This is a genomic window from Streptomyces tremellae, assembly GCF_039540215.1.
Taxonomy (GTDB): Bacteria; Actinomycetota; Actinomycetes; order Streptomycetales; family Streptomycetaceae; genus Streptomyces; species Streptomyces tremellae.
The window spans coordinates 42,266-68,224 of sequence record NZ_BAABEP010000035.1; the positions used below are offsets into that span (position 1 = coordinate 42,266).

The following is a 25,959-nucleotide window of genomic DNA, read 5'->3' on the forward strand; positions in this document are numbered from 1 at the left end:
GGGCCGGCCGATCGGCACGCCGGGACCGACCTCGTGCGGGCGGTCGTCCGTGGTCCGCACCCCGCTCACGCCTTCCGGGTGTCCTTCCGGTACAGCCACGCGGCGGCGACCGCGAAGACGAGGAAGTACCCGACGATCAGCGCCACGTCCTTGGCGTGCGGCGCGCCACCCAGCTCGATGGCCTGGCCGAGGCCCGCGTAGGCGTGGGTCGGCAACCACGAGGTGACGTCCTGGAGCCACCGCGGGTAGGCCGTGGTCGGCAGCCAGAGCCCGCCGAGGATGGACAGGCCGAAGTAGATGATCATCGTGATCGGCCGTACGGCGTCACCGGTGGCGAGGTAGCCGATGGCCACGCCCAGCGCGGCGAAGCACAGGCTGCCCGCCCAGATCACGCCCGTGAGCGCGAGCCACTGCCAGGGCTCCAGGTGGATGTGCTTGATGGCCGCGGCCACCAGGAACACGATGATGATCGACGGCAGGCTGACCACCGCGGCGCTTGCGATCTTCGCGAGGACGTAGCCGCGGCCCGGCAGCGACGTCAGCCGCAGCTGCCGCACCCACCCCTTCTCCCGCTCCTTGGCGATGCGCTCGCTGTTGCCCATCAGTACGGCGGTGAGCGCGCCGAAGGACGCCATCGCGACCATGTAGAACGCGCCGAGCGTGAGCCCGCCCGTGCCGGAGATCGTGGTGTCGTCCTGCGGGCCCGCGATCACCAGGAACAGGCCCGCGGGGTAGATGACCGAGAAGAACATGAACTTCTTGTTGCGCAGCGTCCGGGTGATCTCCAGCCGGGTCAGCGCGCCGTAGGTGAGCCTGCTCATGCGGTCCTTGCCTCCTCGGCCTCGGTGATGGCGACGAATGCCTGTTCGAGGCCGAGTCCCGCGACCTCCAGGTTGCGGGGGTAGAGCCCCAGCCCGTACAGGGCGTGCACGGTGGCGTCCGCGTCGTGCGACTGCATGCGCACCGTCGTCCCCGACACGGTCAGCGAGCTGAGGAACGGCAGGCCGCCGAGCGCCCGCTCGTCGATCGGGCCCTCCAGGTCGAAGGCGATGCGCCGCGCGCCGGCCTTCGCCTTGATCTCCGCCGCGGTGCCGTCCGCGAGGAGCCGCCCCTTGTGCAGCACCAGGACCCGGTCGGCGATCGCGTCGGCCTCCTCCAGGTAGTGCGTGGCGAACAGGACCGTACGGCCCCGGCCCGCCTCCTCCCGCATGGTCGACCAGAACGCCTGGCGCGCCGTGACGTCCATGCCGGTGGTCGGCTCGTCCAGCACGATCAGGTCGTTCGCTCCGGCCGTCGCGAGTGCGAACCGTACGCGCTGCTCCTGGCCACCGGAGAGCTTGTCGACCATCCGGTCGGCGACCTGGGCGATGCCCGCGCGGTCCAGTACCTCCTCCACCGGGTGCGGCCGCGGGTGCAGGTCGCAGGCGAGCTTGACGATCTCCCTGACCTTCACGCCCTCCATCAGGCCGCCGGTCTGGAGCATGGCGCCGACGTGGCCCGTGGCGATCGCGCCCTGCGGCGTGGACCCGAAGACCGTGACGGTCCCGGTGTCGGGCGTGCGCAGCCCGAGCAGCAGGTCGAGGGCGGAGGACTTCCCCGCGCCGTTGGGACCGAGCAGCGCGACCGTCTCGCCGGGGTGCAGGTCGAGCGTGAGCCCGTCCACGGCGCGTACGGTGCCGTACGACTTCGTCACGTTCGCGAACGCGACGACGGCGGTCGCGGCGGGAGCTGGTGTCTTCATGGCTCCCATCCTGGCAAGCGGGCCGGTCCGCGTGGCAGTGCCGAATGTGGGAGACCCGGCATGACAGATGTCATGCCGGGTCCGTGACACTCCCGCGGCGCGGCCGCTGGTGGCGCGCCGCGCGCGCCGCGCGCACCGGGTCACCGGGTCCGGCGCCGGCCGGTCGGCAGGGCGCGGCCTGTCGGGCACGGCGCAGGCCGGTCGGCAGGGCGCGGCCTGTCGGGCACGGCGCAGGCCGGTGGGCACGGCGCCGGGCGCGCCGTCGCCGCACGCGGTCTCAGCCGGTCAGTCCCGAGGTGGGGGCGCCGATCTCCCGCACCCGCTGCTCAGGGGTCTTGCCGCGCAGCGCCACCCGCAGCTGGTCCGCGACGTCCTGCGGGGTCACCGCCGTGCTCGAACCGTCGGCCCGCTTGACCGTCACGCCGTCGAACGCGGAGCCGTACGCCTCCTTGAGCGCCTTGAGGTCGTAGCTGTCCACCAGCTTCCCGTCGACGGCCTTCATCGAGAGGATCTTCGGCAGCGAGACCTGGCCGAACTGGATGGACGCGCCGCCCGCCTTGATCGTGACGAGGCCGGACATCGCGGGCTCCGCGAAGTCCTTCATGGCCCGGTCGATCTCCGCCTCGCTTATCGTCGGCCGCTGCTCGACCGTCGGCAGCGTCAGGCCGGCCGCACGGCCGGTCTGCACCTGGTTGCGGAAGGCGTCCCGCACGGACTGCTTGGCGCGGGCCACGTCGAGCCCCGTGCCCGCCTTGCCCGGCACGGCGACCGGCTTGCCGGTGTCGAAGGTGATGGTGCCCTCGCGGGCCGAGCCGAGGGACTGCGCCATGCCGCTGAGCGCGGCGGTCAGCTTCTCGTCGTCCACCGGCATCACCGGGTCGACGGGACGCTCCCTGCCGAACAGCGAACCCATCACGTCGACCGGGTCGTAGTCGGGTCCTGAGGCCGCCTCGACGGTGGCCTGGTCGTCCAGCGTGAGGCCCGCGTTCTGCGGCGAGAGCGACTCGCTCTTGTCGCCGACCGTCAGCTTCAGCGGCATCTCCGCCCGCTCGCCGAGCTGCTTCTCCAGCGTGTCCAGGGCCTGGTCCTTGGTGCTGCCGCCGATGGGGACGCCGAGGACGGTGGTGCCCTTCGGGACGTCCGCGTGGTTCATCACCAGGCCCGCGCCGTACAGACCGCCGGCCACCACGAGCACCGCCACCACCGCGAGGACCAGCTTGGAGCGGCCCTTCTTCTTGGCCGCGGGCCTGGCCGCCGCGGCGGGCGCGGCGGGCGCGGCGGCGGGGGTCTGCGCGGGACCCGCCGGGCCGTCCTGGCCGGTCGGTGCCGGGGGCCGCGCGTCGAGACGGGGCGTCAGGTCGGGGCGCGGGCGCGCCCCCTGGTCCTCGGCCCGGCCGGAGCCGGGGAAGGGCTGTGTGCGCCCCTCCGCCGAGGTGGCCGGGACGCCGCTGGAGAGCGTCGAACCCGACACGTGTCCGCCCTGCTCCGCGCCTGGCTCGGGCACCAACTGCTGGGGCGTCAGGATCGCGGTGTCGTCCGACATCCGCGGCGGCCCCTCCTGCCCCGGCGCCCCCGAGCCCGGGGTGCCGTGCGCGGGCGTGCCGTGGACCGGCGTCCCCTCGGGGCCGGCGGCCATCTCCGGCGTGCCGTACGGCGGGGTGTGGCCGGGACCTGTCGGCAGCCCGGAGCCGAACGTGGAACCGCCGGTGGCGGGGCCCGCGGTGGGGCCGTTGGGCACCTCGCCGGGGCCCGGCACCGGCGCGGAGCCGTACGGCGGGGTGCCGCCGTCGGCGGGCCGACCGCCGCCGTCGTACGCGGCGCCGTACGGGTCCTGGCGTGCGGCGTCCTGGTACGGCGACGAGACCGGGCCCTGCTCGCCCGCTCCGGGAGCTCCCGCGCCCGGAGCCGTGCCGCCGGGAGCCCCCGTGCCGGGAGCCGCGCCGCCGGGGCCGGGAGCGGCGCCCTGGGCGCCGGGTCCCGCCGGCTCCTCGCCCGCCGTGGCGGCGGCGCCCGCGCCCATCGCGCCGCCCTTCGCCATCGGCTTGCGCGGCGCGAACCAGTCGCTCGTCTTCTTCTCGGGCGCGGGCGCGGGCTCCCTGGCCTGGGCCTGCCCGCCCGCGGGGGCCTGGGCCCCTCCGCCGGGCGCGGGCACCTGGCCCGTGCTCTCGGCGCCGCCGCCGTCCTGGGCCGCGGCGGCGATCCCGCGGCCGTTCGTGCCCTCGCCGCGTTCGCCGCCCCCGCCGTCCGCGCCGTCCGCGCCGTTCTCGGCTCCTTCGCCCAGCGGCGTCCTGACGACGACCGGCGGGATGGGCCGCGACCCGGGGATGTTGATCCGGATGCGGGTGGTCAGCGTGGTCTCGGTTCTGGGCTCGCCCTGCCGCGGGCCCGTCGCACCGGTCTCGCCGGCGTCCTGCTGAGGCCCCGGCTCCTGGCGCGATCCGTACGGCGGGGTTCCCGAGGGGTACGGCGAAGCGCCGCGCCCCTGGGGCCCGGAAGGCGAACTGTCAGTTTCACGACTCAAAGCAGGTTCTCCCGGTTGGCTCCGCCGCCCGATCTCACTGATACGCGACTGTCCAGATTCCCGGGCCGCAGGCCGGGGGACGGTCCGGAGCGCGCACCACCATACTGGGCCCGGCGGACGTGTACCCGACGACCGGGGGAAGCCGCCGGTCCCGCACGGTATCTATGGGGTCAAAATCCACCACGGCGTGCCCGGGCGCCTCACCGGCCGCGGACCCCTGGCCGCGCGGCGGACGCGGTGGGGCGTGCGACGGTGGCGCAGATCACAGCGATCACCATCCCGCCCAGCAGGTAGACGAGCGGCCCGACGCCGGCGGCGAACGCCCCGTCACCCTCCGGGCGGCCCATGCTCAGCAGGACGACGGAGGCCACCCAGCCGAGAACCGCGGCGCCGAGCCCCAGTTGGCTGCTCGTCGCGCGCTGTCCGCCGAGGAACACCGCGGCGGTCGCGACCAGCGCGAGCAGCAGCCCTCCGGGGAAGAGGCCGCCCTGCACCAGGGCGCCCGCGACGCCCACGGCCGCGCCGAGCACCACCAGGCCGGCGCACCCGGCGAGCACGCCGGGACCCGGCCGCCCCGGGCCCGGCCCGCTCACGCGTCCGTCCAGGAGAGGCCCGCGAACAGGTCGCTCTCCCGCTCGCCCGGCGGCGCGCCCGCCGTGCCGCGCACCAGTTCGTAGTACTCGGTGGCGAACAGCGGCTGGCCCAGGTCGTTGGAGAGCGCGAAGAAGGGGCCGTCCACCGCGATCTGGGTGGCGTGGGCGCGCATCGCGGCCGTCTTGTGCCCCGTGTAGGGGCCGCCGTCGACGGCGGCCGTGATCACGTCGTCCTCCACCACGCCCGGCAGGTCCGCCACGTCCGCGACGCCGGGGAACTGCGCGCCGCTCGCCCGCAGCCTGGCGAAGCCCTCCTCGGCCGCCGAGCGCGGCACGCGGTTCCAGTACACCTTGGCGACGGTGTGCGCGGGCCCGAGGTCCGCGCGGTAGTCCGGGTCGGCGGCGAGGTCGACGGCGCGCATGGCGACCCGGTGCGCCTGGATGTGGTCGGGGTGCCCGTACCCCCCGTCGGGGTCGTACGTGACCAGGACCTGCGGGCGCACGGAGCGCACGATCTCCACCAGGTACGGCGCGGCCGTGTCGACGTCCGTGTGCCAGAACGCGCCCTCGCGGTCGTTGGTGGGCAGGCCCATCATCCCGGAGTCGCGGAAGCGGCCGGGGCCGCCGAGGAAGCGGTGGTCGGTGACGCCGAGCGCCTGCATCGCCGCCGCGAGCTCACCGATGCGGTGGGTGCCCAGGGTGTCGTCCCGGTCGGCCGCGAGGTGCGCGAGCTCGGGCGGGATGACCTCGCCCTCCTCGCCGAGCGTGCAGGTCACCAGCGTCACGGAGGCGCCCTCGGCCGCGTACTTGGCCATGGTGGCGCCGTTGTTGATCGTTTCGTCGTCGGGGTGCGCGTGGACGAGCAGCAGCCGGCGGTCGGACGGATCGGTCATGGCACCAGCCTACGAGCCGCCGCCGCGCCCCTGCGCGACGGCTCATGAGTCCGCATGCGGTACGCCCTGTGCGCGTGCTCGTCCGGCCGCCGGCCGGTGGGGCCCGGCCGGTCCGGTGCATCGCCGCAAGCACCGGCCTCGGCTCCTCAGGGGTCCTGACGCTCGTCACCCGCGCTTTCAGCTCTCTGCAGACGGAGCACGCGACCGGGCTCACGGGGCCGACGCGCGGCGCGACCAGGGCGCGCAACTCGGGAACTGTCACGGGCGGCTCGGGCATGCGAATGTGGCGTCGGTTTCGAGGCTGGCGTTGGCGGCCCTGCGGCCGGACGAGGCCAAGGTGCGGGCCGTCATCCTCGGAGATGTCGCCACGGCCCTCGTGGCGGGCGGCGACTACGACCAGGGCATCGCCGTGGCGCGCGAGGCCCTGGCCGTCACCTTCGAGACGGAAGCCACACTCGGGCGGCGGCGCTTGGAGACGCCCATGGCCCAGCTCCGGCCGGGAACAGCGCGGCACGGGAGCTGGGAGCCGAACTGGGGGCGGCCCTGGGACAGATCACTCGGCGGTCTCGTCGCGGATCCAGGACAGGTAGTCGTCCCCGCCGTCCGTGATCGGCGTTGCGATGATCTCCGGGGTGTCGTAGTCGTGGACGCCGCGGATCTGCGCCTCCAGCGCGGCGAACCTGCCTGCGGTCGTCTTGTACAGGACGCGCCACTCCTGGTCGGTCTGTACGGCGCCTTCCCAGCGGTACACGGACGTGATCGGCCCGTCGATCTGTGCGCAGGCCGCCACCTTCGCACCCACGGCGGTGGCCGCGAGGTCCTGCGCCTTCTCGGCGCTGTCGGTCGTCGTCAGCACGGTGATGCAATCGGACACGGACACGGTCGGCTTCCCCTTCCTCCGGTCGGGGGACGACCGTACCGCCGCACCCGGCCTGAGCCTCGCCGTTCCTCCCTCTCGGGAGCTGCGGGACTCGTCGCCCCCTTGAGGGCACGGCGGATGGGACGCGCCCCGAGGCGGCCTGCGGCATGGCAGCGACGGTGCTGACCGTGGCGGGCAGGGCGACCGCCGGCCCGCCCCGCCGCGCGGCCCGGTCAGAACTTGATGTTCCCGATCATGCCCGCCACGCTCGACGTCAGCGAGGTGATCGTCGGGGCGACCGACGAGCTCGCGAGGAAGAAGCCCGCGAGCGCGCAGACGATGGCGTGTCCCGCCTTCAGTCCCGACTTGCGGATCATCATGACGACGATGACCACGAGCAGCACCGCCAGTGAGATCGAGAGCACCACGGTGGTTCACCTCCACAGGGCGTTTGGGCGAGAGGCCTGGGGACAGACGACATCAGCGGAGAACGATCGGTGGGAGCCCCGGTGTCGAGGGACGGCCGGCGGCAGACGGTAGGGCGGACAGCGGTCGTCGGGGGCATCGGGTCGGCGGTCATCGGGTCATCGAGTCGCTGATCTGATCGGTCCGGTCGGTCTGTTGGGTCTGGTCTGGCTGGTATGGGCGGACAGCAGGTGCCCGGCGGGTGGTTCATACCCACACGCCGCTAGGGATCATAACTATCCGTCGGAACGCATCGATCGGAGCACGGCAGCACAACGGGGGCGCACGGCCGTTAAATTCGGTGCCATGACCTTGAAGGATCAGCTTTCGTTCCCGCGACAGCACGCGAAGACCCAGCGGTTCACCCTGGGCGTACCCCGTGCCTTCACCGTCTCCCCCGACGGGGAGCGCGTGGTCTTCCTCCGGTCCTCGTCGGGTACCGATCGGGTGAACCGTCTGTGGGTGGTGGACCTCGCGGACGCCGAGGGGCCGAAGGAGCGGATCGCCGCCGACCCCGTATCGCTGCTCGGCGGCGCGCCCGAACAGCTGTCGGCGCAGGAGCGCGCGCGGCGCGAGCGGGTGCGGGAGAGCTCGGCGGGCATCGTCGGGTACGCGGTCGACGCGGCCGTGCGGACGGCCGCCTTCCCACTGTCGGGGCGCCTGTTCACCGCCTCGCTCACGGAGCCCGTGGTGCGGGAGCTGGACGTCCCCGGCCCGGTCCTCGACCCCAGGCCCTCGCCGGACGGCCGCAGGGTCGCGTACGTGACGCGCGGCGCGCTGCGGGTCGCGGAGGCGGACGGGGCGGGGGACAGGGAACTCGCCGCGCCGGAGAAGGACGAGGTGGCCTACGGCGTCGCCGAGTTCGTCGCCGCGGAGGAGATGAACCGCACCCGCGGCTTCTGGTGGTCGCCGGACTCGGACCGGCTGCTGGTCGCGCGGGTCGACACCGCGAGGGTCCGCAGATGGTGGATCTCCGACCCGGCCCACCCCGACAGGCCGCCGGCCTCCGTGTCGTACCCGGCGGCCGGCACGCCCAACGCCGACGTGACGCTGTTCCTCATGGGCCTCGCGGGGGAGCGCACCGAGGTCGTCTGGGACCGGGTGCGCTTCCCCTACCTCGCGCGCGTGCACTGGTCCGAGGCCGGGGCGCCGCTGCTGCTCGTCCAGTCCCGCGACCAGCGCCGCACCCAGTACCTCGGCGTCAACACGGTGACGGGGGAGACCCGGATCGTGCACCAGGACGAGGACCCGGCCTGGCTCGAACTGCACCCGGGCGTGCCCGCCTGGGCGCCGGACGGCCGTCTCGTGCGGATCGCCGACGAGGGCGGCGCCCGCGTCCTCGTCGTCGGCGACCGGGCCCTGACCGGGCCCCAGCTGCACGTGCGGGCCGTGCTCGACATCGACGTGCGGGACATCCTGGTCTCCGCGTCCGCGGGCCCCGAGGCCGCGCACCCCGAGACCGGCGAGGTGCACGTCTACCGCGTCAACGAGCTCGGCGTGCAGCGCGTCTCCGAGGGGCCGGGCCTGCACACGGCGGTGCGCGGCGGCGGCGCCACCGTCCTGCGCACCGCGGGCCCCGACCCGAGCGGGCCCGCGGCTGCCGTGCTGCGGGAGGGCCACCCGCCCGTCGAGCTGGTCTCGTACGCCCAGTACCCCGTGCTCACCGCGCACTTCGTGCTGACGGAGGCGGGGGAGCGGCGCATCCCGAGCGCCGTGCTGCTGCCGACCGGCTACCAGGAGTCGGACGGCAGGCTGCCCGTCCTGCTCGACCCGTACGCCTTCCCGCACGCGCAGCGCGCCGTCCACTCGCACCACGCGCACCTGACGTCCCAGTGGTTCGCCGACCAGGGGTTCGCGGTGGTCGTCGCGGACGGGCGCGGCACGCCGGGCCGCAGCCCCGGGTGGGAGAAGGCGATCAAGGACGAGATGGCGTCGGTGATCCTGGCCGACCAGGTCGACGCGCTGCGCGCGCTCGCCGCCGACTTCCCGCTCGACCTCGACCGGGTCGCGATCCGCGGCTGGTCGGGCGGCGGCTTCCTCGCCGCGCTCGCCGTACTGCGCAGGCCGGACGTCTTCCACGCGGCCGTCGTCGGCGCGCCCGTCACCGACCTGCGCCTCTACGACACCCACTACCAGGAGCGCTATCTCGGCGACCCGGGGGAGCGCCCCGAGGTGTACGCGCGCAACTCGCTGATCACCGATGCCGGGCTCTCGCTCGCGGCGGAGCCCGCGCGGCCGATGATGATCATCCACGGTCTGGCGGACGACAACGTGGTGGTCGCCCACTCGCTGAGGCTGTCCACCGCGCTGCTTGAGGCGGGCCGCCCGCATGAGGTGCTGCCGCTGACCGGCGCCACGCACATGACGCCGCAGGAGCAGGTCGCGGAGAACCTGCTCCTGCTCCAGCTGGACTTCCTCAAGCGCTCACTCGGGCTGTCCTGAGCCGCCTGCCCCCGCGCCGGGGCCGCCGCCCGTGCGGGGGCGGCTTCCCGCGCCGGGGCCGCCGCCCCCGGGGCCCGGGGGCGGCGGCACGATCCGCTTCTCCTCGGCGAAGTGGCAGGCCGAGGGGTGTGCCGTGGGGCCCGCGTCGGAGAGCCACGCGGGGACCGCGAGCGGGGGCTCCTCCCGCGCGCAGATGTCCTGCGCCTTCCAGCAGCGGGTGCGGAAGTGGCAGCCGGACGGCGGGTTGGCGGGGGAGGGCACGTCTCCCTGGAGCAGGATGCGCTCCCGGCGCTCGCGGGCGGCCGGGTCGGGCAGCGGCACCGCGGACAGGAGCGCCTGCGTGTACGGGTGCGTCGGGTGGTCGTAGATCTCGGTGTCGGTGCCGGTCTCCACGATCTTGCCCAGGTACATCACCGCGACCCGGTCGGAGATGTGGCGGACGATCGACAGGTCGTGCGCGATGAACACGTAGCTCAGGCCGAACTCGCCCTGCAGCCGCTCCATCAGGTTGATGACCTGGGCCTGCACCGACACGTCGAGCGCGGAGACCGGCTCGTCCGCGACGATCACCTCGGGCTGCAGCGCGAGCCCGCGCGCGATGCCGATGCGTTGGCGCTGGCCGCCGGAGAACTGGTGCGGATAGCGGTTGATGTACTCCGGGTTGAGGCCCACCACGTCCAGCAGGTCCTGCACCTTGCGCCGCCTGCTGCCCTTCGGCGCGACCTCCGGGTGGATCTCGAACGGCTCCCCGATGATGTCGCCGACCGTCATCCGCGGATTGAGCGAGGTGTACGGGTCCTGGAAGACCATCTGGATGTTGCGCCGCACCGCCTTCATCGCACGGCCGGACAGCTGGGTGATGTCCTCGCCCTTGAACGTGATCCGGCCCCCGGTCGGCTCCTCCAGGTGTACGAGCATCCTGGCGACGGTGGACTTGCCGCACCCCGACTCGCCCACGATGCCGAGCGTCTCGCCGGCCCCGAGGGCGAACGAGACGCCGTCCACCGCCTTCACCGCGCCGACCTGCCGGCGCAGGACGACGCCCTGGGTGAGGGGGTAGTGCTTGACGAGGTCGCGCACCTCCAGGACGGTCTCCGTCCCCGCGTGCGCCTCAGCCGTCGACGTCATCGAGCGTCTCCCTCCAGAAGTGGCAGGCGCTGCGCCGGGCCGCGCTCACCTCGTACAGCGGCGGCTCGTCCGTGGTGCACACGTCCCTGGCGCGCGGGCAGCGGGGGTGGAAGGCGCAGCCGGGCGGGATGTTCAGCAGGTTGGGCGGCAGGCCCCTGATCGCGTACAGGTCCTGGCCCTTCTGGTCGAGCCGGGGGATCGAGTCGAGCAGGCCGCGCGTGTAGGGGTGGGCGGGCGCCTTGTAGATGTCGTGCACGGGCGCCGTCTCCACGATGCGGCCCGCGTACATCACGGCGATCCGGTCGGCGACGTCCGCGACCACGCCCAGGTCGTGGGTGATCAGGATCAGCCCCATGTCGAGCTCTCGCCTGAGCTCCGCGAGCAGGTCCATCACCTGCGCCTGCACGGTCACGTCGAGCGCGGTCGTCGGCTCGTCCGCGATGATCAGCGAGGGTTCGAGCGCCAGCGCCATCGCGATCATGATGCGTTGGCGCATCCCGCCCGAGAACTGGTGCGGGTACTGGTTCACCCGCTCCTTCGCGGCGGGGATGCGGACCCGGTCCATCAGCTCCACGGCCTTCGCCCGCGCGTCCTTGCGGGACATGCCGCGGTGCACGGTGAACATCTCGCCGAGCTGCTGGCCCACGCTGAGCACCGGGTTGAGCGACGACAGCGCGTCCTGGAAGATCATCGCCATCTCGGCGCCGCGCACCCTGCGCCGCTCCTCCTCCTTGAGCTTCAGCAGGTCGCGGCCCTTGAAGAGGACCTCGCCCCCGGAGATCCGGCCCGGCGGCACGTCGAGGATGCCCATGATCGCCTGGGCGGTGACGGACTTGCCGGAACCGGACTCGCCGAGCACGGCGAGCGTCTCGCCCGCGTCCACCGCGTAGCTGACGCCGTTGACGGCCTTGGCGATCCCTTCGCGGGTGTGGAACTCCACGTGCAGGTCGCGCACTTCGAGCAGCATGCGGGCTCCTCAGCGCAGCTTGGGGTCGAGGGCGTCGCGCACCGCGTCGCCCAGCATGATGAACGCGAGCACCGTGATCGCCAGGGCGCCCGCCGGGTAGAGCAGCATGTGCGGCGCGTTGCGGATGTACGGCGACGCGGTGGAGATGTCGATGCCCCACGACACGGTCGGCGGCTTGAGCCCGACCCCGAGGTAGGAGAGCGTCGCTTCGAGAGAGATGTACGTGCCGAGCGCGATGGTCGCCACGACGATCACCGGCGCGATCGCGTTGGGCATGATGTGCCGCACCAGCATCCGCGTGTTGGAGGCGCCGAGGGCGCGCGCCGCCTGGACGAAGTCGTTCTGCTTGATGGTGATCACGGAGCCGCGCGCGATACGGGAGATCTGCGGCCACCCCAGCAGCACGATGAACCCGATGACCGGCCACACCGTCGTGTTGGTGATCACGGAGAGCAGCACGAGGCCGCCGAGCACCACGGGGATGCCGAAGAAGATGTCGGTGATCCGGGAGAGCACCGCGTCGCCCCATCCCCCGAAGAACCCGGCGAGCCCGCCGAGCACGGAGCCGAGGATCGCCACGCCGACCGTGGCGCACACGCCGACCGTGACCGAGGCGCGGGCGCCGTACACGGTGCGCGTGTAGACGTCGCAGCCCTGCCCGTTGAAACCGAAGGGGTGGCCGGGTGCCGGGCCGTCCTGTGCCTTCGCCAGGTCGCAGGAGAGCGGGTTGCCCGACGCGATCAGCGACGGCCAGATCGAGATGACGACGAGGAAGAGGATCACCAGCGACGAGATGATGAAGACCGGGTTGCGGCGCAGGTCGTGCCAGGCGTCCGACCAGAGGCTGCGCGCCTCGCCCGACGCGCCGCCGCCCTCCGGCGCGCCCGGCGGGCCGCCGGGGCCCGCGCCCTCGGTCGCGATGTCCATCGCGCCGCCCGCGCCGGTGGGCGCGATGGCGCCGTCGCCCGCGTTCCTCGGGAGTTGTTCAGGCATACCGAATCCTCGGGTCGAGTACGGCGTACAGGAGGTCGACCAGCAGGTTGGCGACGAGGAAGACCAGCACGAGCACGGTCACGAAGCCCACGACGGTCTGCGAGTTCTGCCGCAGGATGCCCTGGTAGAGCTGGTAGCCGACGCCGTGGATGTTGAAGATCCGCTCCGTGACGATCGCGCCGCCCATCAGGCCGCCGATGTCCGTGCCGATGAAGGTGACCACCGGGATCAGCGAGTTGCGCAGCAGGTGGCGCACGATCACCCGGCGGCGCGGCAGGCCCTTGGCGGTCGCCGTGCGCACGTAGTCGGAGCGCCGGTTCTCCGCGATGGAGGTGCGGGTGAGCCGGGTGACGTACGCGAGCGAGACCGAGGCGAGCACGAGGCCCGGCATGATCAGCTGGTCGAACGGCGCCTCGGGGGAGACCGAGGGCTGGATCAGGCTCCACTTCACGCCGAACAGCAGTTGGACGATCAGGCCGGTGACGAACGTCGGCACGGAGATCACCACCAGCGTCAGCAGCAGCACCGTGGTGTCGACGGGGCTGCCCCTGCGCAGGCCGGTCGCGACGCCAAGCGCGATGCCGATGATGATCTCGAAGACGATGGCGATGACCGTCAGCCGGATCGTGACGGGGAAGGCGTCGCCCATCAGCTCGGTCACCGGCTGCCCGTTGAAGGCCGTCCCGAAGTTGCCCTCGAAGACATGGCCCATGTACGTCAGGTACTGCTGCCACAGGGGCTTGTCGAGGCCGAACTCACTGCGCAGCTGCGCCGCCGTCGCGGGGTCGCACGCCTTGTCGCCGCACAGCCCCTGGACGGGGTCGCCCATGACGTTGACCATCAGGAAGATCAGCAGCGTGGCGCCGATGAACACGGGGATCATCTGGAGCAGCCGCCGGATCACATAGCGTCCCATACCGGCCTCCGCGGGTCGTCGGGCCTTCGGGGTGCGGTGGCGCCCGGGTGCAGCGGCGCCCGCGCCCCGTACGGGAGCCCGGCGCGCGGGTGCGCGCCGGGCCGTGGGTGGCGCTCAGGGTCTTTCGTGCGGGTCACTTGACCTTGATGTCCCCGTAGACCGGGACGCTGAAGGGGTTGAGCCGGACGTCGGAGACGCGGTCCGAGTAGCCCGCGCTGCCGTTCTGGTACCAGAGCGGGATGGCCGCCATCTGGTCCCGCACGACGCCCTCGGCCTGCTGGAACAGCTGCACGGCCCGCTGCCTGTCCGTCTCCCCGTTGGCCTGGTTGACCAGCTTGTCGAACTGGGGATTCGAGAACTTCCCGTCGTTCGAGGAGGCGTCGGTGTAGTACAGCGGCTGCAGGAAGTCCTGGATGAGCGGGTAGTCCATCTGCCAGCCGGCGCGGAACGGCCCGGTCATCTTGTGCTGCGTGATCTTGCTGCGGAAGTCGGCGAAGGTGCCGACGGGCGCGCCGACGCACGCCTTGTCGTTGTGCAGCACGTTGTTGATGCTGTTGCAGGTGGCGTCCACCCACTCCTTGTGGGAGCCGGTGTCGGCGTTGTACGAGATCGTCATCCGCCCGCCGGGGATGCCGCCGCCCTGCTGGATGAGCTTGCGGGCCTCCGACGGGTTGTACGCGCACGCCTTGCCGCACAGCCCGCTCCGGTAGCCACCGGAGGAGCCGAGCACCGGCGAGGTCCAGTCGGTCGCGGGCGTGCGGGTGTTGTTGAAGATCGTCTTCGTGATCTGCGCGCGGTTGATGGCCATCGAGAGGCCGGTGCGCAGCTTCACCGCGTTCTTGTTGTTCCAGCGCTTGTCGTAGAACGGGAACGCGAGGGTCTGGATGATGCCCGCGGGGGTGTTGATGTACCGGCCGCCCAGGTCGGACTTGGCGTTCTTCAGCTGGGCCGCGGGCACGTCGTCCACCAGGTCGAGGTTGCCCGCCGTCAGGTCGGTGTAGGCGGTGTTGTTGTCGGTGTAGACCTTGAGGTCGACGCCGCCGTTCTGCGCCTTGTCCGGGCCCGGGTAGCCCTTCCAGCGGCGCAGCTGCATCTGCGAGCCCTTGGTGTACTTGCTGATGGTGTACGGGCCGTTGCCGACGGGCTTGGCGAGCCACGCCGCGTGGTGGGTGAAGAAGGTGCTCGGCAGCGGCGAGAAGGCCGCGTAGCCGAGGGTGTCCGGCCAGGTGGAGAACTTCTGCGACAGCCGTACGGTGAAGGTCTGCGGCCCGGTGACCTTGAGGCCCGACATCGTCTTCGCCTTGGGCTGCCCCGAGGTGGGGTGCACGTCGTCGTAGCCGTCGATGTACTGGAAGAACGGGGAGTTGACCTGGTTGTTCTTCAGGTACGCGCCGTAGTTCCAGGCGTCCACGAACGACTTCGCCGTGATCTTCTCGCCGTTGGAGAACTTCCAGCCCTTCTTCACCGTGACGGTGAAGTTCTGCGAGTCCTTGGTGGTGATCGACTGGGCGAGCCAGTTCTGCGCCTTGGCCGTCTTCGGGTCGTAGCGCTTCAGGCCGCGAAAGAGCATGTCGAGGACCTTGCCGCCCTGGACCTCATTGGTGTTCGCCGGCTCCAGGGGGTTCTGCGGGTCGCCCCACGAGGCGCTCACGATCCCGTTCGCGCCGCCGCCGCCGCTGCCGCTGTCGCCGCCCCCGCCGCAGGCCGTTGCCGTGAGGGCGACGGCGATCGCGCCTGCGGCCCACTTGGCGTGCGTGGCTCCTCGCATGGAGTGCCTCCTCTTCAGGCCCAAGATCTCTTTGGACCCAAATACACCCCATATGGCTACAGAACGCACTTTCTTCGCGCCCGTCCGCGCTGTCCCCGCGGGCAGATACGCCCGGATGCAGGCAGCACGCACCCGCGCGTGGGCGGTCGCGCGCGGCGCTGTCCCGGCCCGTCGCCGGCCGGCCGGCGAGCGCGGCGCGGGCAGCAGCCCGGCGGCCTGCGCGCGCAGGAGGGTCTCCAGGCGGTCGCGGGTGCCGAGCTTGCGGTAGGTGTTCTCCACGGGCTTGTGGACCGTGCGCACCGAGACGCCGGGCCGCCGGCCGATCGCCGTCGCGGGCAGTGCCTCCGCGAGCAGCACGAGCACCGTGGCCTCCCGGGGCGTCAGGCCGCCGCCGCCCGCGCCCGCGAGGACGGCGGGCGCGTGCGCCCTGCGCCGCAGCAGCGCCGCGTGCCGGTCCATGCCCGCAGCAGCGGGTGCATCCGCCCCAGGCAGGCGCGCTCGCGGCGGGTGCCGCCCCGGTCCGCGCAGTGCACCAGCAGGCCGCGTACCGGTCCGGGAGAGCCGTCGTCGAGCCGCAGCCCGATCACGTCCCGCGTGCCGAGCAGCTCCGCGGTCACCGCGTACGCCTCGCTGTCGTGCCACGGCCCCTCGCCCGCGACGCGGCTCGCGACCACCGGCCGGTCGAGCGGAATCGCCCGGCCCGCACCCACGAACGGATAGCCGCGCCTGATGCACGCGAGCTGGCGGGCGGTCGGCAGCCGCGTCACCGGCCAGGCGGTCACACCGCCCGCGCTCGCCGCCTTGCACAGCAGGGCCGTCGCGCCTTGCACAGCACGGCCGTGGCCGGCAGGGCGCCCACGGTCTCCGGGCCCACCCGCCGCCAGAGCGTGCCCGGGCCGTCGCTGTAGAGCACGTCGGACGCCAGGTCGAGCAGCCGGGCCTCGTCCCGCGCGCCGAGCGCCCCGTCGTCCATGGTCGAGGTCCCCCGTAGGCCGGTCGGGTCGGTACGCCATCCGCGATCCGCAGTGCGCAATTAGCAACTTGACGAATGGAGCACGGCACGGCAGGCCCGAGAGCGTGCCGGGGCGTCAGTTGAGCAGGGCGCGGGCGGCGCGCGCCCGGTGGCGGATCGCCCGGGCCGTCGCGGGCTCCACGGCCGCCACGACGTCCGCGTACTCCTCAAGTTCCGCGGCGCCGCGCAGGTAGTCGCCGCGCTCCACCAGCAGCCTCGCGTGGTCGTAGCGCAGCCGCGCCGGATGCGCGGGCAGCAGCATCGCGAGCTCAAGCGCCCACAGCGCCACCCCGCCGTGCTCGGGGCGGCCCGCCGCCCACGCCCTGATGTTGTTCAGCACGCGCGCGACCACGTCGAGCGGCTCGGCAGGCCGCAGCGCCCCGGCGGGCAGGGGGCCGCCCGCGGCGCCCGCGGCGAGCGCGGCCGCCTGCTCCCCGCTCAGCAGCGCCCCGCCGGCGAACGGGTCGGCGAGCACCAGCTCCTCCCGCGGCCCGAACCCGACGACGAAGTGCCCCGGCAGCGCCACCCCGCACACCGGGGCGCCCGCGCGCCGCGCCACTTCGGTCCACACCAGCGACAGCAGGATCGGCAGCCCGCGCCGCCGCCTGAGCACCTCGGGCAGCAGCGACGACTCCAGCCTGCGGTAGTCGGCGGGCGCGCCGTGGAACCCGCACCGCCCGCCCAGCAGGTCGCCCACCGCGCGTGCCCAGTCCGCCGGAGTGCGCGGGCCGAACGGCAGCAGCCCGGCGAGCCGGTCGAGTTCGGCCTGCGCCGCGTCGAGCTCCGCCTCGCCCGCCGAGGGGTCGGCCTCCGCGCCGATCAGCAGGCACAGCACCGCGGGGTCGGGCCGCGCGGCCCGCGCCTCCTCGGCGAACCTGGCCCGCCGCTCGTCCTTCTCGTACGGTTTCCCCACCGCTCCCACCGGCCCTTCAGCTCTCGCGCGGCGCCGTGGCCGCGGCCCTACGCCGGCCGGAAGTACCGGTAGGCGTGGTGGGCCGCGAACCCCATGTCCGTGTACAACGCACGCGCGGGCGCGTTGTCGTCCTCCACCTGGAGCCAGGCTGCCGACGCGCCCTCGTCGAGCGCCCGGCGCGCGAGCGCCGCCATCACCGCGCGCGCGAGCCCCCGGCGCCGGTGCGCCGGATCGACCTCCACCGCCATGAACCCCGCCCAGCGGCCGTCGACCACGCAGCGGCCGATCGCCGCGGGCCCGCCGTCGCCCGCCGGGTCGGGCACGGTCGCGAACCACGTGGAGGGACCGCTGCGCAGGACGTGCAACTGCTCGGGGCCTACGGCCCGTTCCGTACGGTGGTAGCGCCGCAGCCACGCCTCGTCGACCGTCCGCGACAGCCGCACCCGCGCCGTGTCGGCCGCCAGGTCGGCGACCGGCGCCGGCGCGCCCGTCCAGACCTCCGTGGCCGCTTCTGGCCGCCAGCCGTGCGCCGCGAAAGCGCCGGCCAGCCGTTCCTGCTCCGCGGCCGACTCCGCCTGCAGCTGGACGTACGGGGTGCGCCCGCGCGCCTCGTACCACCGGCGCACGGCGGTCAGCGCCTCGCCGGCCGGCACTCCCGGGTCGCGCGTCGCGAGCGCGGAGTTGGCGCGCCGGGTGAACCCGCCCGCCGCGCGCAGCCGCCAGCCGCCGAGCGGCTCGGACTCGACGGGCTGCCAGGCGCGGGCCGCGACCGCGGCCAGCTCGGCACGGGTCGCGGCGGGGCCCCGGCGCCGCGCGGGCGTGTCGGGCACGACTTTCCCCGCGACCAGGGACGACTCGTCGATGGCCACCGCCTCGCCCGAGCGGCGTGTGACGAGCATCACCCCGTCGTTCCAGGATGTGAGAACGCCCACCGTGTCGGTGAATTTCTCCGAGCCGTCCGATGCTCCGGTCAGCCGTCGGACTGATACCCGTTTGCCCACATCAGCAGGGGTGATCCGGACCTCAAGACGTCCTGCGCCGGTGATTTCCACTGCTCTGCGCGCCCCTCCTGTTCGGATCGTGCCCGGGAACGGAGATACTAGATGCGGGCATCGACGACGCCGCGCTTTCGCGCGCCCGTGGACGGAGCCGCAGATCGGCCCGCCGCGCCCTATGGAGGAGGAACGACAGCGTGACCTACGTCATCGCGCAGCCTTGTGTCGACGTGAAGGACAAGGCGTGCATCGAGGAGTGCCCGGTCGACTGCATCTACGAGGGCTCACGGTCCTTGTACATCCACCCGGACGAATGCGTCGACTGCGGTGCCTGTGAGCCGGTCTGCCCGGTCGAGGCGATCTTCTACGAGGACGACACCCCGGACGAGTGGAAGGACTACTACAAGGCGAATGTGGAGTTCTTCGACGAGCTCGGCTCCCCCGGCGGTGCCTCGAAGCTCGGCCTGATCGAGCGGGACCACCCCCTCGTCGCCGCGCTGCCCCCGCAGAACGGCTGACCCCCCGCGCCCACGGTCCCGCACGGTCCTCGCCGTGCGGGACCGGCGTGTCTGCGTCCGTTCTGCGTCTGTTCCGCGCCTTTCCGCGTACGCCTCGCGCGCGGCGGGGCGGGGCCGACACCGTACGAGAGAGTGAGTGAGCACCGTGCCCGCACTGTCGCAGTCCCTTCCGGTCTTTCCGTGGGACCGGCTCAAGCCGTACGAGGAGACCGCCCGCGCCCACCCCGACGGGATCGTGGACCTCTCCATCGGCACGCCGGTCGACCCGGTGCCCGCGCTCGTGCGGCGGGCGCTCGCCGACGCGGCCGACTCGCCCGGCTACCCGACCGTCTGGGGCACGGCCGCGCTGCGCGACGCGCTCACCGGCTGGGCCGGGCGCAGGCTCGGCGCCGGCGGGCTCACCCACCGCAACGTCCTGCCGGTCGTCGGCTCCAAGGAGCTCGTCGCCTGGGCCCCCGTGCAGCTGGCGCTCGGCCCCGGCGACCGCGTCGCCTACCCGCGCCTCGCCTACCCGACGTACGAGGTCGGCGCGCGGCTCGCGGGCGCAGGCCTCGCCCCCTACGCCGACCCGGCCGAGCTCGACCCCGCGGGCCTGAAGCTGCTGTGGCTGAACTCCCCGTCCAACCCGACGGGCGGCGTGCTCTCCAAGGAGGAGCTGACGCGGATCGTGGCCTGGGCGCGCGACCACGGCGTGCTGGTCTTCAGCGACGAGTGCTACCTGGAGCTCGGCTGGGAGGGCCCGGAGCCGGTCTCGGTGCTCCACCCCGACGTGTGCGGCGGCTCGTACGACGGCCTCGTCGCGGTCCACTCGCTGTCGAAGCGCTCGAACCTCGCCGGCTACCGCGCGGCCTTCCTCGTCGGTGACGAGAACGTGCTCGGCGAGCTGCTCCAGGTGCGCAAGCACGGCGGGATGATGGTGCCCTCGCCGGTGCAGGCGGCCACGATCGCCGCGCTCGGCGACGACACCCACGTGGCGGAGCAGCGCGAGCGGTACGCGGCGCGGCGCGGCCCGCTGCGGGCCGCGCTGGAGCGAGACGGCTTCCGCGTCGACCTGAGCGACGCGGGCCTCTACCTCTGGTCCACCCGCGACGAGAACTGCTGGGACACCGTGGGCTACCTCGCGGAGCGCGGCATCCTGGTGGCGCCCGGTGAGTTCTACGGCGAGGCAGGGGCCCGGCACGTGCGGGTCGCGCTGACCGCGACCGACGAGCGGGTCGACGCGGCCGTGAAGCGGCTCGGCGGCTGAGCGCCGCGCGAAGCGCGGCCGTCGCGGGGACAGGCATGGAGAAGGCCCGGAGCCGGATGCCCCGGGCCTTCCGTGCGCCGGGGGCGTCAGCCGCCGAGCGGCAGACTCGGCAGCTGGTTGTTCTTGGCGGTGTCGCCGAGCAGGGTGCCCGCGCTGCCCGCGGTCTGGCCCGCGACCTGCTGCGCGGCGGGCGCCACGGTCTTGCCGGCCGAGCCGAGGGTCTTGCCCGCGGCGGGGACGGCCGTGCCGACGACGTGCGCGCCGGTCTTGCCCGCCATGTCGGTGGCCGAGCGCGCGCCGTGGTCGACGGTGTCGCCCAGGTTGGCGCCGTCCAGCGAGCTGACCGCTCCCAGGTCGGTGGCCTGCGGCAGCGACGCGGCGTTGGCGGCGCCCGAGGCCACGACGGGGGCGGCGGCGCCCGCGGCGACGAGCAGCGCGGCGCGGGCGATGCGGCGGGTCAGGGGGAGGGACATGATGCTCCTTCGGGATGAGCGGCGCCCGTGGCCAGGCCGGTCGGCCAGGGTCCTTCGGGTCGGGCACCGGTCGGACGCCGTGACAACTCCCTGAGGGGCGGCCCAGGTTGCGGAGCAGCAAGGTAAAGAATTGGCAATGCGTCGTATTGTCGGAGTCGGGTGAAAACGGGCAAACGTCCACTGGTGCCCGCGGCTGCTGAACCGTCACTCCACAAGCGCCCCAAGCGGACCGGGACTGCGGACCGACAAAAGGACCATCCTCGGGAATGTGCCGCACGGACCTGCCGCGCCCCACCGTGCGGGCGACATGCCGAACTACTGCGCGAGGCCGATCATCACCTCGGAGGCGGAGAGCGCGCCGGACTTCCCCGCCGCGCGCTGCCAGCCCGCCCCGGCGTCCGCCGCGCTCCACACCCGCCCCGCGTACGCCACCCGGGTGATGTGCAGCGCGCTCGACCGGGCCACCGCCCAGTGGGCCAGCTCCCAGCCGCGCCGCCGCGTGCCCGCGCCCGCCGCGTCGACCGTGCCCGCCGCGCCCGGCAGGGCGCGCACCGGCACGGAGAGCGTGCCGGAGTGCGTGCCCCCGGCGTCCTGAGCGGGCGTCACCCCGGAGCCCGCCCCACCCGGGGCGGTCCCGGAGCGCCCTGGCCCGGGGCCCGCGGCGGCGGACGCCGACACCGCGGCGGCGTCCGACGTACCGGCGTCCGACCCCGTACCGGCGTCCGACCCCGTACCCGCGTCCGACGCCGTACCGGCGCCCGCGCCGGCGTCGGAACCGCCGGGAGTCGCGCGGCCCGTGGCGGCGGCCGCGGTGGTGTGGTTCGGCGCGCCGCCCTCCGGCAGCGCCTTCGGGCCGAAGGCCCGCACCAGAGCCGTACGCACCTCGCGCGGGTCGCCCGGCGCGTGGTCGAACGGCGCGGGACAGGTCAGCGCCGCGGGCGCCGACCCGGTGAACGCGGCGGCGAGCAGCGTCGCGTCCGGCTCGTGCTTCGCGTACGCCTCGGGGAAGCCGCTGCGCTGGACCTCCTGCGCGGCCACCGTCAGCGGCAGCCGCCCGTAGTCCGGGATCTTGCCCAGGTGCTCGTAGAACTGCGTCGACGCGTACACCGGGTCGAGGATCTCCCGCCGCGTGCCCCACCCCGCGGACGGGCGCTGCTGGAACAGGCCGAGCGAATCGCGGTCCCCGGACGGCAGGTTGCGAAGCCCCGACTCCTGGAGCGCGGTCGCGAGCGCGATGGTGACCGCCCGTTGCGGCATGCCGCGGGTGATGCCGACCGCCGAGATCGTCGCCGCGTTCGACGCCTGCTCCGGCGTCAGTTCGAAGGTGCCGCCGCCCGACGCGCCGGACGCGCGGACACTGCACTTGGTGGGGCCCGCCCCCCCACCGGTCAGATACTGCACACCGACGTACGAGGCGACGGCGAGCAGCACCGCGAGGGCGGCGGCGAACCGCAGGAGGCGGCCGCGGCGGAAGCGCGTGACGGTCTCGGACACGCGCCCACCGTACTGGAGTGTGGCACCCTGGCACCCCGCCTGTGGACAACGGCCGCCGCGACCGCCCCCGCACCCGGGCGGACCAGGGATAACGTGCCGGAGCACGGGCGTTGGGGGCCCGGCACCCCGGCGGGTTAGTGTCACCTGCATGTCCGACTTCCTCGACCTCACGCTCGACGCCGGCGCGCTTACCGCCCGCCTCGTCGACCAGCCCTCCGTCAGCGGCACCGAGGGCCCGCTCGCCGACGCCGTCGAGCGGGCACTGCGCACGCTCCCGCACCTCACCGTCGACCGGTACGGCAACAACGTGGTCGCCCGCACCCACCTCGGCCGCCCCGAGCGCGTGGTGCTCGCCGGGCACCTCGACACCGTCCCGATCGCGGGCAACGTCCCGTCCCGGCTCGACGAGGACGGTGTGCTGTGGGGCTGCGGCACCACCGACATGAAGTCGGGCGTGGCCGTGCAACTGCGCATCGCCGCCACGGTGCCCGAGCCCAACCGCGACCTGACCTTCGTCTTCTACGACAACGAGGAGGTCGCGGCCCACCTCAACGGCCTCGGCCACGTGGCGGAGGCGCACCCCGACTGGCTGGCGGGCGACTTCGCCGTCCTGCTCGAACCGTCCGACGGACAGGTCGAGGGCGGCTGCCAGGGCACCCTGCGGGTCGAGCTGACCACCGTCGGCGAGCGCGCGCACTCGGGACGCAGCTGGATGGGGTCCAACGCCGTCCACGCGGCCGCCCCGATCCTCGCCCGCCTCGCCGCGTACGAGCCCCGCAGGCCGGTCATCGACGGCCTGGAGTACCACGAGGGGCTCAACGCCGTGCGCATCGAGGGCTTCGTCGCGACCAACGTCATCCCCGACGCCTGCACCGTCACGGTCAACTACCGCTACGCGCCCGACCGCGGCGCGGAGGAGGCCGTCGCGCACGTCCGCGAGGTGTTCGCCGACTGCGGCGTCGCCGAGTTCACCGTGACCGACCACTCGGGGGCCGCGCTCCCCGGGCTCTCGCACCCGGCGGCCGCCGCGTTCATGGCGGCGGTGGGCGGCACCCCGCAGCCCAAGTTCGGCTGGACCGACGTGTCCCGCTTCGGCGCGCTCGGTGTGCCCGCGGTGAACTACGGCCCCGGCGACGCACTGCTCGCACACAAGGTCGACGAGCGGGTCGCCGTCGACCGTATCGTCCACTGCGAGGAGCGGCTGCGCAGCTGGCTCACCTCCTGACCGCTCCACGGCCGCTGACCTGCGCCGTACCGACGGCCGGAATTTCGCCGTTCGTCACGTCCGTACCTCTACGCTTGCGGGAGGACGCGAAGGCGGAAAACCGGGAAGCCGGAAAACCGGGGTGGCCGGGGAGACCGGAAACAGCGAGTGGGGAAACGAGGCGGAGAGCATTTCGAAAATCATCACCAGACCAGGACGCGACAGGACGAGAGAGGAGCGGCTGATGGGCAGTCCCGAGGAGGCCGCGGGGCCCGAGGAACAGCGGCTCGGACCGGTCTTCAGGCGCGGCGACCGGGTGCAGGCCGGCACCACGGACCAGCGGCTGCTCGACACCGCGGGTGACTCCGCGTGGGTGCACACCGACCCCTGGCGGGTCATGCGCATCCAGTCCGAGTTCGTGGAGGGCTTCGGCGCCCTCGCGGAACTGCCGAACGCGATCAGTGTGTTCGGCTCGGCCCGCACCCCGGCCGACTCGCCCGAGTACGACGCGGGCGTACGCATCGGCAAGGCACTCGTCCAGGCCGGATTCGCCGTGATCACCGGCGGCGGCCCCGGCGCCATGGAGGCCGCCAACCGCGGCGCCCACGAGGCGGGCGGGATCTCCGTCGGCCTCGGCATCGAGCTCCCCTTCGAGCAGGGGCTCAACCCCTACGTCGACATGGGCGTCAACTTCCGGTACTTCTTCGTCCGCAAGACGATGTTCGTCAAGTACGCGCAGGGGTTCGTGGTCCTGCCGGGCGGCCTCGGCACCATGGACGAGCTGTTCGAGGCGCTCACCCTGGTGCAGACGCGCAAGGTGACGCGCTTCCCGATCGTGCTGTTCGGCACGGAGTACTGGGGCGGCCTCGTCGACTGGCTGCGCGGCACCGTGGTCGCCCAGGGCAAGGCCGCGGAGAAGGACCTGCTGCTCTTTCACGTCACGGACGACGTCGAGGAAGCGGTCAGCCTGGTCAGCAAGGAAGCGGGCACGGACCGGGGCCACGGGCCCACGCCCTGAACCGCGGTGCCGGGAGCGCCGCTGCGCGGCCCCGGTACACGAGACGACAAGCGCCCGGGAGCCCGCGGAGGGACCCGGGCGCCGCACGTCGCGGGCGCCGCACGCCAAGGCGGTGAAACGCCGGTCAGGCCAGACCGCGGCGGGCCACCGCGGGCGGCCGGTGGCCCGCGATCGACGACACCATGTCGAGGACCTGCCGGGTCTCCGCCACCTCGTGCACGCGGTAGACGCGGGCGCCGAGCCACGACGAGACCGCCGTGGTCGCCAGCGTGCCGAGCAGCCGCTCCTTGACCGGACGGTCCAGCGTCTCGCCCACGAAGTCCTTGTTCGACAGCGACACCAGCACCGGCCAGCCCGTCCGCGCCATCTCCGGCAGCCTGCGGGTCGCCTCGAGGGAGTGCCGGGTGTTCTTGCCGAAGTCGTGGCCCGGGTCGATGAGGATGGCGTCCTCGCGCACCCCCAGGTCGCGGGCGCGCTCCGCCAGGCCGACCGTCACGGCCAGGATGTCCGCCATCACGTCGTCGTAGGCGACCCGGTGCGGCCTGGTGCGCGGCTCGGCGCCGCCCGCGTGCGTGCACACGATCCCCACGCCCCGGCGCGCCGCGACCTCGGCGAGCAGCGGGTCGACCCCGCCCCACGCGTCGTTGAGCAGGTCGGCGCCCTCCGCGCACACCGCGTCCGCCACCTCGTGCCGCCAGGTGTCCACGCTGATCACCACGTCCGGGTGGCGGTCGCGCACCGCGGCGACGAAGCCCACCGTGCGGCGGATCTCCTCCGTCACGGTGACCTCCTCACCAGGCCCCGCCTTCACCCCGCCGATGTCCACGATCCCCGCGCCCTCGTCCACGGCGCGTGCCACCCGGTCGAGCGCGGGCCTGTCCTGGAAGGTCGCCCCCTGGTCGTAGAACGAGTCGGGAGTCCTGTTGACGATCGCCATGACGACCTGCTCGTGCTCGCCGAACTCCCGCCGTCCCAGCCGCAGAGTGCCGCCGCTCATGCCTCGTACCGTTCCTCTCGCCCCGCGCTCCCGCCGCCCCGTACCCCGCCGCGCCGGGACCGGCCCAGGGCACCGACCTTACGGGGCCGGTCGTGTCCCGGGTGTCAGTGGCTCGTGGCACGATCGGTCCACGCAGTTCTGCGTTCCGAGAGATCGGCTTCGGCACCGGGGAGAGGCACGTGTTCTGGTTCTTGCTCATCGCGATGGTCGTGGTGGTCGCCGCGGTCACGATGGCGGTCCTGGGCGGCGGGGACCGCGCCGTGCTGCCCGAGACCGCCCCCGAGCGCCTCACCGACCCGCTGCCGGAGAGCCGCCCGGTGAGCTCCGCCGACATCGACGCCGTCCGGCTGCCGGTGGCCGTGCGCGGCTACCGCATGGCCGATGTCGACGACGTGCTCAGCCGCCTCGGCGCCGAGCTCGCCGAGCGCGACGCGCGCATCACCGAGCTGGAGTCCGCGCTCGCCGGCGTGCACGGCGGCGCGGCGCGGCAGGCGTACGGCCCCGGCCGGCAGTACGGCGGCGCGGGCGCCTTCGGCGGGGAGTACGGCCGGGAGCAGTACGGGCGGGAAGCGCCGTACGGCCAGGGCTACGGACCGGAATCCAGCGGATACCCCGAGCACCCCGAGTACCCCGGACGCCCTGAATCCGCTGATTACCCTGAATATGCCGAATACCCTGAATATCCCGAGTACGCCGAGGGACGCGGCTGGGACGGCCCGGGGCAGGGCCCCGCGCAGGGGTTCGGCGCCGAGGCCGGCGGCCCCGCGGCGGCGCGCGGGCCGGGGGCCGCCGCGCCGAGCGCG

The 25,959-nt window shown here is 73.5% G+C and carries 24 protein-coding genes and 2 pseudogenes; 6 read left to right on the forward strand and 20 right to left on the reverse strand.

Annotation, left to right across the window (positions count from 1 at the left end; all coding sequences use genetic code 11):
• Nucleotides 1-65: 65 nt before the first annotated feature.
• From ABEA77_RS22175 to ABEA77_RS22205, 7 genes are all read right to left on the reverse strand, one after another.
• Entirely contained in the window at nucleotides 66-821 is a 756-nt protein-coding gene (locus ABEA77_RS22175) for an ABC transporter permease (RefSeq protein ID WP_345650376.1), read from the reverse strand.
• On the reverse strand, nucleotides 818-1,741 hold the full coding sequence (locus tag ABEA77_RS22180; RefSeq protein ID WP_345650379.1) for an ABC transporter ATP-binding protein: 924 nt from the start codon (nucleotides 1,739-1,741) through the stop codon (nucleotides 818-820). The genes ABEA77_RS22175 and ABEA77_RS22180 overlap by 4 nt, the downstream gene beginning before the upstream one ends.
• Before the next feature lie 277 nt (nucleotides 1,742-2,018).
• Nucleotides 2,019-4,262: a hypothetical protein gene (locus ABEA77_RS22185; protein WP_345650381.1), complete on the reverse strand. Its 2,244-nt coding sequence runs from the start codon at nucleotides 4,260-4,262 to the stop codon at nucleotides 2,019-2,021.
• A 200-nt stretch (nucleotides 4,263-4,462) separates the two neighbouring features.
• Nucleotides 4,463-4,855: a DUF6113 family protein gene (locus tag ABEA77_RS22190; protein WP_345650382.1), complete on the reverse strand. Its 393-nt coding sequence runs from the start codon at nucleotides 4,853-4,855 to the stop codon at nucleotides 4,463-4,465.
• A complete protein-coding gene (gene mshB / locus ABEA77_RS22195; protein WP_345650384.1) occupies nucleotides 4,852-5,748 on the reverse strand; it encodes an N-acetyl-1-D-myo-inositol-2-amino-2-deoxy-alpha-D-glucopyranoside deacetylase in 897 nt (298 codons plus the stop codon). The genes ABEA77_RS22190 and mshB overlap by 4 nt, the downstream gene beginning before the upstream one ends.
• 553 nt (nucleotides 5,749-6,301) lie before the next feature.
• Nucleotides 6,302-6,622: a divalent-cation tolerance protein CutA gene (gene cutA / locus ABEA77_RS22200; protein ID WP_345650444.1), complete on the reverse strand. Its 321-nt coding sequence runs from the start codon at nucleotides 6,620-6,622 to the stop codon at nucleotides 6,302-6,304.
• Nucleotides 6,623-6,840: 218 nt separating this feature from the next.
• Complete coding sequence (locus tag ABEA77_RS22205) at nucleotides 6,841-7,035, reverse strand: hypothetical protein (protein WP_345650387.1); 195 nt, start codon at nucleotides 7,033-7,035, stop codon at nucleotides 6,841-6,843.
• Between the two features lie 343 nt (nucleotides 7,036-7,378).
• On the opposite strand from ABEA77_RS22205, the gene ABEA77_RS22210 reads away from it, so the two are divergent.
• A complete protein-coding gene (locus ABEA77_RS22210; protein ID WP_345650390.1) occupies nucleotides 7,379-9,514 on the forward strand; it encodes a S9 family peptidase in 2,136 nt (711 codons plus the stop codon).
• On the opposite strand, the gene ABEA77_RS22215 is transcribed toward ABEA77_RS22210, so the two are convergent.
• From ABEA77_RS22215 to ABEA77_RS22260, 10 genes and pseudogenes are all read right to left on the reverse strand, one after another.
• Entirely contained in the window at nucleotides 9,497-10,642 is a 1,146-nt protein-coding gene (locus tag ABEA77_RS22215) for an ABC transporter ATP-binding protein (RefSeq protein WP_345650392.1), read from the reverse strand. The genes ABEA77_RS22210 and ABEA77_RS22215 overlap by 18 nt on opposite strands.
• Complete coding sequence (locus tag ABEA77_RS22220; RefSeq protein ID WP_345650394.1) at nucleotides 10,626-11,609, reverse strand: ABC transporter ATP-binding protein; 984 nt, start codon at nucleotides 11,607-11,609, stop codon at nucleotides 10,626-10,628. The genes ABEA77_RS22215 and ABEA77_RS22220 overlap by 17 nt, the downstream gene beginning before the upstream one ends.
• 9 nt (nucleotides 11,610-11,618) lie before the next feature.
• Nucleotides 11,619-12,602, reverse strand: coding sequence for an ABC transporter permease (locus tag ABEA77_RS22225; RefSeq protein WP_345650396.1), 984 nt, complete (start codon nucleotides 12,600-12,602; stop codon nucleotides 11,619-11,621).
• The gene (locus tag ABEA77_RS22230; protein WP_345650398.1) at nucleotides 12,595-13,518 is read right to left on the reverse strand and encodes an ABC transporter permease; all 924 of its coding nucleotides are present in this window, start codon (nucleotides 13,516-13,518) and stop codon (nucleotides 12,595-12,597) included. Before ABEA77_RS22230 ends, ABEA77_RS22225 begins: the two co-directional genes overlap by 8 nt.
• Before the next feature lie 133 nt (nucleotides 13,519-13,651).
• Nucleotides 13,652-15,286, reverse strand: a complete 1,635-nt coding sequence (locus ABEA77_RS22235) for a peptide ABC transporter substrate-binding protein (protein WP_345650447.1) — start codon at nucleotides 15,284-15,286, stop codon at nucleotides 13,652-13,654.
• Nucleotides 15,287-15,577: 291 nt separating this feature from the next.
• Nucleotides 15,578-15,745, reverse strand: a pseudogene (locus ABEA77_RS22240) (DNA-binding response regulator); the annotation flags it as partial.
• Nucleotides 15,667-16,116: a hypothetical protein gene (locus ABEA77_RS22245; RefSeq protein WP_345650400.1), complete on the reverse strand. Its 450-nt coding sequence runs from the start codon at nucleotides 16,114-16,116 to the stop codon at nucleotides 15,667-15,669. The pseudogene ABEA77_RS22240 and the gene ABEA77_RS22245, both read right to left, overlap by 79 nt.
• On the reverse strand, nucleotides 16,065-16,259 hold the full coding sequence (locus ABEA77_RS22250) for a hypothetical protein (RefSeq protein ID WP_345650402.1): 195 nt from the start codon (nucleotides 16,257-16,259) through the stop codon (nucleotides 16,065-16,067). Before ABEA77_RS22250 ends, ABEA77_RS22245 begins: the two co-directional genes overlap by 52 nt.
• Before the next feature lie 115 nt (nucleotides 16,260-16,374).
• Nucleotides 16,375-17,211 (reverse strand): transglutaminase family protein, encoded by an 837-nt coding sequence (locus tag ABEA77_RS22255; protein WP_345650404.1) that lies wholly within the window; start codon nucleotides 17,209-17,211, stop codon nucleotides 16,375-16,377.
• 47 nt (nucleotides 17,212-17,258) lie between these two features.
• Nucleotides 17,259-18,263: a GNAT family N-acetyltransferase gene (locus ABEA77_RS22260; RefSeq protein WP_345650406.1), complete on the reverse strand. Its 1,005-nt coding sequence runs from the start codon at nucleotides 18,261-18,263 to the stop codon at nucleotides 17,259-17,261.
• A gap of 140 nt (nucleotides 18,264-18,403) precedes the next feature.
• Between ABEA77_RS22260 and fdxA the strand changes: the two genes are divergently transcribed.
• Together fdxA and dapC are read left to right on the forward strand one after the other, a co-directional pair.
• On the forward strand, nucleotides 18,404-18,724 hold the full coding sequence (fdxA, locus tag ABEA77_RS22265) for a ferredoxin (RefSeq protein WP_225012661.1): 321 nt from the start codon (nucleotides 18,404-18,406) through the stop codon (nucleotides 18,722-18,724).
• A 145-nt stretch (nucleotides 18,725-18,869) separates the two neighbouring features.
• Nucleotides 18,870-19,970: a succinyldiaminopimelate transaminase gene (dapC, locus tag ABEA77_RS22270; RefSeq protein ID WP_345650450.1), complete on the forward strand. Its 1,101-nt coding sequence runs from the start codon at nucleotides 18,870-18,872 to the stop codon at nucleotides 19,968-19,970.
• 86 nt (nucleotides 19,971-20,056) lie between these two features.
• Here dapC and ABEA77_RS22275 read toward each other — a convergent pair whose 3' ends face one another.
• Nucleotides 20,057-20,443: an ATP-binding protein gene (locus ABEA77_RS22275; RefSeq protein ID WP_345650412.1), complete on the reverse strand. Its 387-nt coding sequence runs from the start codon at nucleotides 20,441-20,443 to the stop codon at nucleotides 20,057-20,059.
• Nucleotides 20,444-20,758: 315 nt separating this feature from the next.
• The gene (locus tag ABEA77_RS22280; protein ID WP_345650413.1) at nucleotides 20,759-21,937 is read right to left on the reverse strand and encodes a VldE C-terminal domain-containing protein; all 1,179 of its coding nucleotides are present in this window, start codon (nucleotides 21,935-21,937) and stop codon (nucleotides 20,759-20,761) included.
• Between the two features lie 148 nt (nucleotides 21,938-22,085).
• On the opposite strand from ABEA77_RS22280, the gene dapE reads away from it, so the two are divergent.
• Nucleotides 22,086-23,162, forward strand: coding sequence for a succinyl-diaminopimelate desuccinylase (gene dapE / locus ABEA77_RS22285; RefSeq protein ID WP_345650416.1), 1,077 nt, complete (start codon nucleotides 22,086-22,088; stop codon nucleotides 23,160-23,162).
• 223 nt (nucleotides 23,163-23,385) lie between these two features.
• Nucleotides 23,386-24,159 carry an LOG family protein gene (locus tag ABEA77_RS22290; protein WP_345650419.1) on the forward strand — a complete coding sequence of 258 codons (774 nt, stop codon included), beginning with the start codon at nucleotides 23,386-23,388 and terminating at the stop codon, nucleotides 24,157-24,159.
• A gap of 124 nt (nucleotides 24,160-24,283) precedes the next feature.
• Here ABEA77_RS22290 and folP read toward each other — a convergent pair whose 3' ends face one another.
• A complete protein-coding gene (gene folP / locus ABEA77_RS22295; RefSeq protein WP_345650422.1) occupies nucleotides 24,284-25,156 on the reverse strand; it encodes a dihydropteroate synthase in 873 nt (290 codons plus the stop codon).
• Nucleotides 25,157-25,335: 179 nt separating this feature from the next.
• Here folP and ABEA77_RS22300 point away from each other — a divergent pair.
• A pseudogene (locus ABEA77_RS22300) lies at nucleotides 25,336-25,638 on the forward strand (DivIVA domain-containing protein); the annotation flags it as partial.
• Nucleotides 25,639-25,959 lie beyond the last annotated feature (321 nt).